Source organism: Planococcus sp. CAU13 (assembly GCF_000775575.1).
GTDB lineage: Bacteria > Bacillota > Bacilli > Bacillales_A > Planococcaceae > Planococcus.
Genome location: NZ_JRGN01000025.1, coordinates 1 through 6,420, shown reverse-complemented (window position 1 = coordinate 6,420; position 6,420 = coordinate 1). Strand labels below are relative to the sequence as shown.

The window sequence follows — 6,420 nt, the reverse complement described above, 5'->3', positions numbered from 1 at the left end:
GAGAAAAAGCAATTGCTTTTTCTCCGCCTTTTCTTTTTTTATTCAGCTTTTTTCACTGCTTCAACTGCCAGTTCCGGCCGGTCGGTGATAATTCCTTTTGCTCCTGCGCCGACTAAAGCGCGCATCACGTCCGGATCATTGATCGTCCAGTAATGCACAGGGACATTCAAGGCGCTCAGAAAAGCGATGAATCGCGGAGATACCAGGTTGAACACAGAAGAGCGGATGGGAATCTGGAACATATCTGCACGCGGCTTGTACAGGTGGCCGAATTGGCTGTTGAAAGCTGCGTATGCTTTTCTGACTTCATTTTCTCCCGCACCCAGTGCCACCCGGTTTTGCGCATAGAGGTTGAAGCGGTCAATCTGCTCATCATAGAAGCTTGTGACGCCTACGCGGTCCACAGCGTCTGTGGATTCAATCAGACGCCAAAGCTTCGAAGGCATCAGGCTGCCTTCATAAGTTTCGGGAGAATCCTTCATATCGATATTGATGTACATTTCAGGAAATTCTTCCAGCAATTCACCGAGAGTAACGATTTTTTCGCTTTTACCGCGGTAGGATTTGTTCCCTTTAAGATCTTCAAAATGATAGCCGAGATCGAATGTCCGCAGCTTATCAAGTGAATAATCTGCTACTCTTCCGGCTCCGTCAGTAGTGCGGTCTATGAATTCATCGTGAAAAACGATCAATTCTTCGTCGCTGGTCAAACGGATATCTATTTCGAATCCGTCCACGCCATATTCTGCCGCTTTTTTGAATGCCGCCATTGTATTTTCAGGCGCTAAAGCTGCAGCACCGCGATGTGCAAGAACGACAGGGCGATCATATTGAAGTGCAGCCTTTTTCTCTCGCGGCTGTACCGTCGTCAATGCTTTTGATCCTGCCCAGGCGGCTGCTCCCACTGCGGCCGCCGCTATGCCGATTTTTGTTTTTTTACCCATGGCTATGTAAACCCCCTCAAATAATAACGCTAAAATCATTATATCGAATTTTCAAAAGCAATGTCAGTTAATATCCTGTGATGGACGAAAGTTCCTGCAAAGGCGGTTGCGGCTTTTTTCTTTCCTATGGTATTCTAGAAGCTAAGAAAAGAGGGATGGCTATGCATGATCGCCAGGGACTCATTGTCTATGTGCATCATTTGAAACAGGCAAAATCATTGCGTAAGTATGGACATGTTCATTTCATATCGCGGAAATTGAAATATGTTGTTCTATATATGGATCAGGATGTCATTGAGACCACGAAAGCCAAATTGCTGAAGCTGCCGTATGTCAAGCAGGTGCTCGAATCCCAGCGGCCTTTCATCAAGACTGAATATGAGAACGCAAAACCCGATAAAGCAAAAGAATACGATTATAAAATCGGTCTTTGATTACAGCATCGGTGGAATGTAATGGTTCAGGCGGAGCACGGAAATCAAATGGCTGAAATAGAATTTCCGGTCGGCATAGACGCTTGAATGCTTGACGTCCATATGGATGGGCAGAGCCCCAAGCTCCTCGACCGCAGCCTCGAATAACGCCTGGCGCTTAGAGTCGGCCGGTATGCCTTCCCGGCATATGTAAATGGGCATGAAATTGCCTTCTTCTGCAGGTTTAAAGGCGGCAGCCACCGATAATACAGGTTTTCCATCCATGTCTTTTGAAGTGAATACAAAACCGTGCATAAAACGGCTCCGGTTGGTCATCATCAACTCCCGGAGTTCATAAATGTCTCCGTAACCTTCTCCAAGCTCTATAAATCGCTGGATCATTTTAACACGTCCTTTCCAGTAACCATTCTACCATTTTCAGGGTGGATTGCATCAATAAATTCTATAACTGGGAGGCGTAAATATGCGCGTAGTGGCAGGAAAAGCAAAAGGGCTGCCGTTAAAGGCGGTGCCAGGCAATTCAACGAGGCCGACAACAGATAAAGTGAAAGAATCGGTATTCAATATGATCGGCCCATTTTTCGATGGCGGCAATGCCCTTGATCTCTTTGCGGGAAGCGGGGGGCTTGGCATCGAAGCCTTGAGCCGAGGCATAGAAAAAACCATTTTTATCGATAAAGACGGAAAAGCCGTGGAAACGATCCGTATGAATCTGGAAAAAACACGTTTATCCGACCAGGCGGAAGTTTACCGGAATGATGCCAAACGCGCCATCAAAATTTTGAAAAAGAATGATTTCAAAGCGCGTCTGCTGTTTTTGGATCCTCCTTACCAGGATGCTGAAGCATATGGGCTGATGGATTTTGCCGCTGAAACCGGAATCCTTACGGGTGATTCGATTGTCGTCTGTGAACACGACAAAGGCGTCGAACTGAATGACCGGACAAAATATTTCGAACGTTTTAAACATGAAAATTACGGCGGTATCTCCATTTCGATTTATCGCTATACAGGGGAAGAGGGAGAAACCATTGACTAAGGTTGCTGTAGTGCCAGGAAGTTTCGATCCGATTACGATGGGTCATTTGGATATTATTAAAAGGGCCTCGAAGATTTTTGATGAAGTAAAAGTGGTGGTCATGAACAATTCTTCAAAAAATCCGCTTTTCAATGTCGAAGAGCGGATTGCCCTGATTGCTGAAGTGACCGCTTCAATCCCGAATGTGAAAGTGGAGTCTTTCGCCGGTTTGCTGATTGATTACGCAGTCGAAGTGGAAGCGAACGCCATTATTCGCGGCCTTCGCGCAGTTTCGGATTTTGAATACGAAATGCAGATTACCTCAATGAACCGGTTCCTGAATGAAGACATCGAGACGCTTTTCATGGTGTCCAACAACCAGTATTCATTCCTCAGTTCAAGCATCGTCAAGGAAGTTGCCAAATACAGCGGGAATATCTCCGGATTGGTGCCGGAAGCTGTTGAAAAAGCCTTAAAGCAAAAATTCGATTGAGTCACGTGTTGCGTGGCTTTTTTGTTATTCCGTTTTTGGTTAAGAGGAGGTCAGTCGATGAAAAACAAAAGAATAGTCTCATACCTGCTTATAATTGGCGTCATTTATTTCGTTTCCTTTTACCAGATGGACAGCTATATTACGCGTCCGGGGAGTGCTTATGAGCTGTCGCCGCTTGTCCACGTGGAAAATGGGGATACAGATGACGAAGGCAGTTTCAGCCTGATGACAATATCGATGCTGTCTGCCACGCCAGCTCTCTATGTCTATTCCTTATTCCAGGACGGCTATGAGATTTTGCAGCCCGAGCAGGTGCGCAGCCCGCATGAATCGGAAGAAGAATACAATGTCCGCCAGCTGAAGATGATGTCGGATTCCCAGATCAATGCATTGAAAGCCGCATTCGAGACGACCGGCATGCCCTATGAAATCGAGACGGCAGGCGTATTCGTCCTGAACGTACTGGAAGGCGGAGCGGCTGATGATTTTCTGAAAGCCGGAGACCGGGTCCTGTCGATTGACGGCAATAAATTCGAAAGCCAGCAGGAATTTATTGATTATCTGTCAGGCAAGCAGTCCGGTGATTCAGTGGAACTGATCATTGAACGGGAAGAAAGGGAACTGGTTGAGACGATTGCCCTGCAGCCGCTTCCAACCGATCCCGAACGTGTGGGTCTTGGAATTTCATTTGTGGAAGATAAAACGATCACGACTGATCCGAAAGTCACCATTGAATCCGAGCAGATCGGCGGCCCTTCAGCAGGATTGATGTTCACTTTGGAAATCATCAACCAGCTGCTTGAAGAAGATATCACAAAAGGCTACACAGTGGCCGGCACCGGCACGATGGAAAGCGAAGGGCAAGTGGGGCGCATCGGCGGCATTGACCAGAAAGTGATGGCTGCCGACAGTGACGGAATGGAAATATTCTTTGCGCCGCATGATGGAGAAGCGGATAATATCGAAAGCAATTACGGTCTTGCAGTCCAGACTGCAGAAGAAATCGGCACGGATATGGAAATCGTGCCGGTTAAAACGCTGCAGGATGCACTCGATTATCTGGAAGAGCTTCAGCCGAAATAAATCGGCGGCGTCGTAAATTCTTTTTTCAGGCTTCCGCCTCCCATACCCAGCAAATAAAGATTGCTTGCATGAATATCAAGTTTGCCCATGTCATCCGCCAAATCGGCGGCACGGCTGATGACGGGCAGGCTGATGTTCTTTTTTTGTGTGTTCAGATAGCTGCGGCCGGCATTGGTCATGCCGAGCAGCCGGAGGTAGGTCGGCTGTTCAAACGTTTTTAATTGTTCCCAGGTAAAGCCGGTGAAAATATGTGTCAGCATTCGCTGGATGCGGGTACGAGTGAAGCGCTTGGATTTGATTCGGGCAATAAATGCTTCAAAATCCTGTTCTTTTTTTGCCGCTTCATAAATGAGATTTTGTATGCCTTCCGTGACTTCTGCAAAACGGCGGATATTTTCCGGCCTGTCACGCAAAATTATAAAGCGGAGCATTGGGTAAAATGACTGCCAGCTGCCGAAGCGTCCGAATTCTTCATTGAAATTTGAAAGTGCCTGCAGTGAAGCAGCCGGGAGATAAAGGGACAGTTCATCCAGTCCATCGCCTTCAAAAAATGCTTTCCGGATTCCTGTTGCGCTGGCAATCGACAATCCTTCCGTAATCGGGTCATGGTAACCGGAGCCGATCCGCTGGATGGTGAGCGGGCGCATCGACGACGATAGCCTCTCGGCTGCTTCTATATAATGGTAGCCCAGTATATTATTCGGCTGGGTCAGGTCTGCATAGTCTTCCTGCCCCTCTGTGAGGGCCTGATAGGCGCTGTTCAGCGCTTTGGGATAACTGATGCCGGATTGGACGGCTTCCTGGATAAGACGCTGGTATTGCCCGTTTTTGGACGTCAGCAGCTGCAGGGTATTGAGGAATGGTTCGATTGCGCCTTGTTCACTTCCGAAACAGAAAGATTCACAGCCGATGGCATCAAGCAAAGCGATTGCGCCTTTCGCAAAATCCGAAGCCTGTGCAGTGGCATAAACGTAAGGCAATTCGATGACCAGGTCGACACCGCCTGCCAACGCCATTTCTGTGCGTGTCCATTTATCGGCGAAAGCCGGTTCTCCCCGCTGAAGAAACTGGCCGCTCATGACAGCGATGACGATGTCGGCGCCTGAACTTTCTCTGGCACTCCGGGCATGATGAAGATGTCCGTTATGAAACGGGTTATATTCGACTACGATGCCTGCAGCTTTCATTCGTACAACTCCTTTGGTAAACTTAAGTCTAAGTATAACGATGCCGGGAATGATGTGACAAGATTTTTTCTTGACATCCTTTTCTGCTCATTATATAATCAACTTTGTTGTCTTGAGGTGATTACTTATGAAAATAGCGATTCAACAGCTTCAAAAGCACCGCAGAGACGGGATGAAGATCGACCAGATGGTTAATCTTGAAGAAGTGAAAAAACGCAATAGCGATATTCGCGCAATCACGCCCATCCACGTCACAGGACATTGTACTATTGGTTCGCAGCAACTCACGTGCCAGCTTCAACTCAAAGGCATGCTAACATTGCCTTGCGCCAGGACTTGGGAAGATGTCGAATTCCCTGTTGATATTGAATCGGTTGAAATCTTCACATGGTCGGAACACGGCCTTGGAGATACAGATGATAACGTTCACGCGGTCGAAACGGAAACAATTGATTTCCAGCCGGTCCTCGAAGAACTGATCCTTCTGGAAATCCCGATGCAGGTCTTCAAGGAAGATGCCGATCAAACCGTCATTAAAGGCGGCGAAGAATGGTCATATTCGACAGACGAAGAACTTCAGGCAGAGAAAGAAGAAGCACAACCAAAACCGGATCCAAGACTTGCTGATTTAGCAAAGTATTTCGATCAGTCAGATGAATAGAATCACTGTAAGGAGGTGTCACCAATGGCTGTACCGTTCAGAAGAACGTCCAAAACCGTTAAAAGAAAACGCCGTACGCATTTCAAATTGTCCGTGCCGGGCATGGTAACTTGCCCAAGCTGTGGCGAATCGAAATTGGCTCACCACGTCTGCAAAGCATGTGGATCATACAAAGGGAAAGAAGTAGTAGCAAGCAAATAAAACAGTATTTGCTGCTGAAAGGCTATTGAGAGGCCATGGCTCTCGATAGCCTTTTTCTCTGTACATATTTAATAATAGAAATATAAATGGATGAATAAAAACCAGATATTCCGCATAACAGCTTCGCTATTCTGCTACATATCTTCAGAAAGTTCTCTGTAGAGATGATCAGTTTATATTGTACAATTGTGAAAGTGCTTGTTCACTCGGGCATTTGCCCGAGTGCATAAGTACCCGTCAATTATTCCAGAGTCCTCTCAATTCCATTCAAATCTAGAAGTGGACCCCTGCGTAGGAGCGCGCCAGTACGGAGCGGAACAATAAGACGAGTGCCCTTCTCGACTTATTGTGTGAGCTAAGGTGAGCTAAACGAAGATGGCCCGCCTTTGCGACGAGCGA

At 47.0% G+C, this 6,420-nt stretch carries 9 protein-coding genes; 6 read left to right on the top strand and 3 right to left on the bottom strand.

Annotation, left to right across the window (positions count from 1 at the left end; all coding sequences use genetic code 11):
- Positions 1 to 38 precede the first annotated feature (38 nt).
- Entirely contained in the window at positions 39 to 944 is a 906-nt protein-coding gene (locus KW93_RS00795) for a glycerophosphodiester phosphodiesterase (RefSeq protein ID WP_033541049.1), read from the bottom strand.
- A 161-nt stretch (positions 945 to 1,105) separates the two neighbouring features.
- Here KW93_RS00795 and KW93_RS00790 point away from each other — a divergent pair, with 161 nt between their 5' ends.
- Positions 1,106 to 1,378, top strand: a complete 273-nt coding sequence (locus tag KW93_RS00790; RefSeq protein ID WP_033541048.1) for a YlbG family protein — start codon at positions 1,106 to 1,108, stop codon at positions 1,376 to 1,378.
- Here the strand turns inward: KW93_RS00790 and KW93_RS00785 are convergent, their stop codons facing one another.
- Positions 1,379 to 1,759 carry a DUF7147 family protein gene (locus KW93_RS00785; protein ID WP_033541047.1) on the bottom strand — a complete coding sequence of 127 codons (381 nt, stop codon included), beginning with the start codon at positions 1,757 to 1,759 and terminating at the stop codon, positions 1,379 to 1,381. It abuts the gene before it with no gap.
- Between the two features lie 82 nt (positions 1,760 to 1,841).
- Here KW93_RS00785 and rsmD point away from each other — a divergent pair, with 82 nt between their 5' ends.
- Genes rsmD through KW93_RS00770 form a run of 3 tightly spaced genes read left to right on the top strand, consistent with a single transcriptional unit; the run spans position 1,842 to position 3,972 of the window.
- Complete coding sequence (gene rsmD / locus KW93_RS00780; protein ID WP_033541046.1) at positions 1,842 to 2,417, top strand: 16S rRNA (guanine(966)-N(2))-methyltransferase RsmD; 576 nt, start codon at positions 1,842 to 1,844, stop codon at positions 2,415 to 2,417.
- Positions 2,410 to 2,889, top strand: a complete 480-nt coding sequence (coaD, locus tag KW93_RS00775; RefSeq protein ID WP_033541045.1) for a pantetheine-phosphate adenylyltransferase — start codon at positions 2,410 to 2,412, stop codon at positions 2,887 to 2,889. The genes rsmD and coaD overlap by 8 nt, the downstream gene beginning before the upstream one ends.
- 57 nt (positions 2,890 to 2,946) lie before the next feature.
- Complete coding sequence (locus KW93_RS00770) at positions 2,947 to 3,972, top strand: SepM family pheromone-processing serine protease (RefSeq protein ID WP_033541044.1); 1,026 nt, start codon at positions 2,947 to 2,949, stop codon at positions 3,970 to 3,972.
- Here the strand turns inward: KW93_RS00770 and KW93_RS00765 are convergent.
- Positions 3,960 to 5,159: a nucleotidyltransferase gene (locus tag KW93_RS00765; RefSeq protein WP_033541043.1), complete on the bottom strand. Its 1,200-nt coding sequence runs from the start codon at positions 5,157 to 5,159 to the stop codon at positions 3,960 to 3,962. The two genes, KW93_RS00770 and KW93_RS00765, sit on opposite strands and share 13 nt — an antisense overlap.
- 127 nt (positions 5,160 to 5,286) lie before the next feature.
- On the opposite strand from KW93_RS00765, the gene KW93_RS00760 reads away from it, so the two are divergent.
- Entirely contained in the window at positions 5,287 to 5,820 is a 534-nt protein-coding gene (locus KW93_RS00760) for a YceD family protein (protein ID WP_033541042.1), read from the top strand.
- 24 nt (positions 5,821 to 5,844) lie between these two features.
- Entirely contained in the window at positions 5,845 to 6,021 is a 177-nt protein-coding gene (gene rpmF, locus KW93_RS00755) for a 50S ribosomal protein L32 (RefSeq protein ID WP_033541041.1), read from the top strand.
- The last annotated feature ends 399 nt before the right edge of the window (positions 6,022 to 6,420 follow it).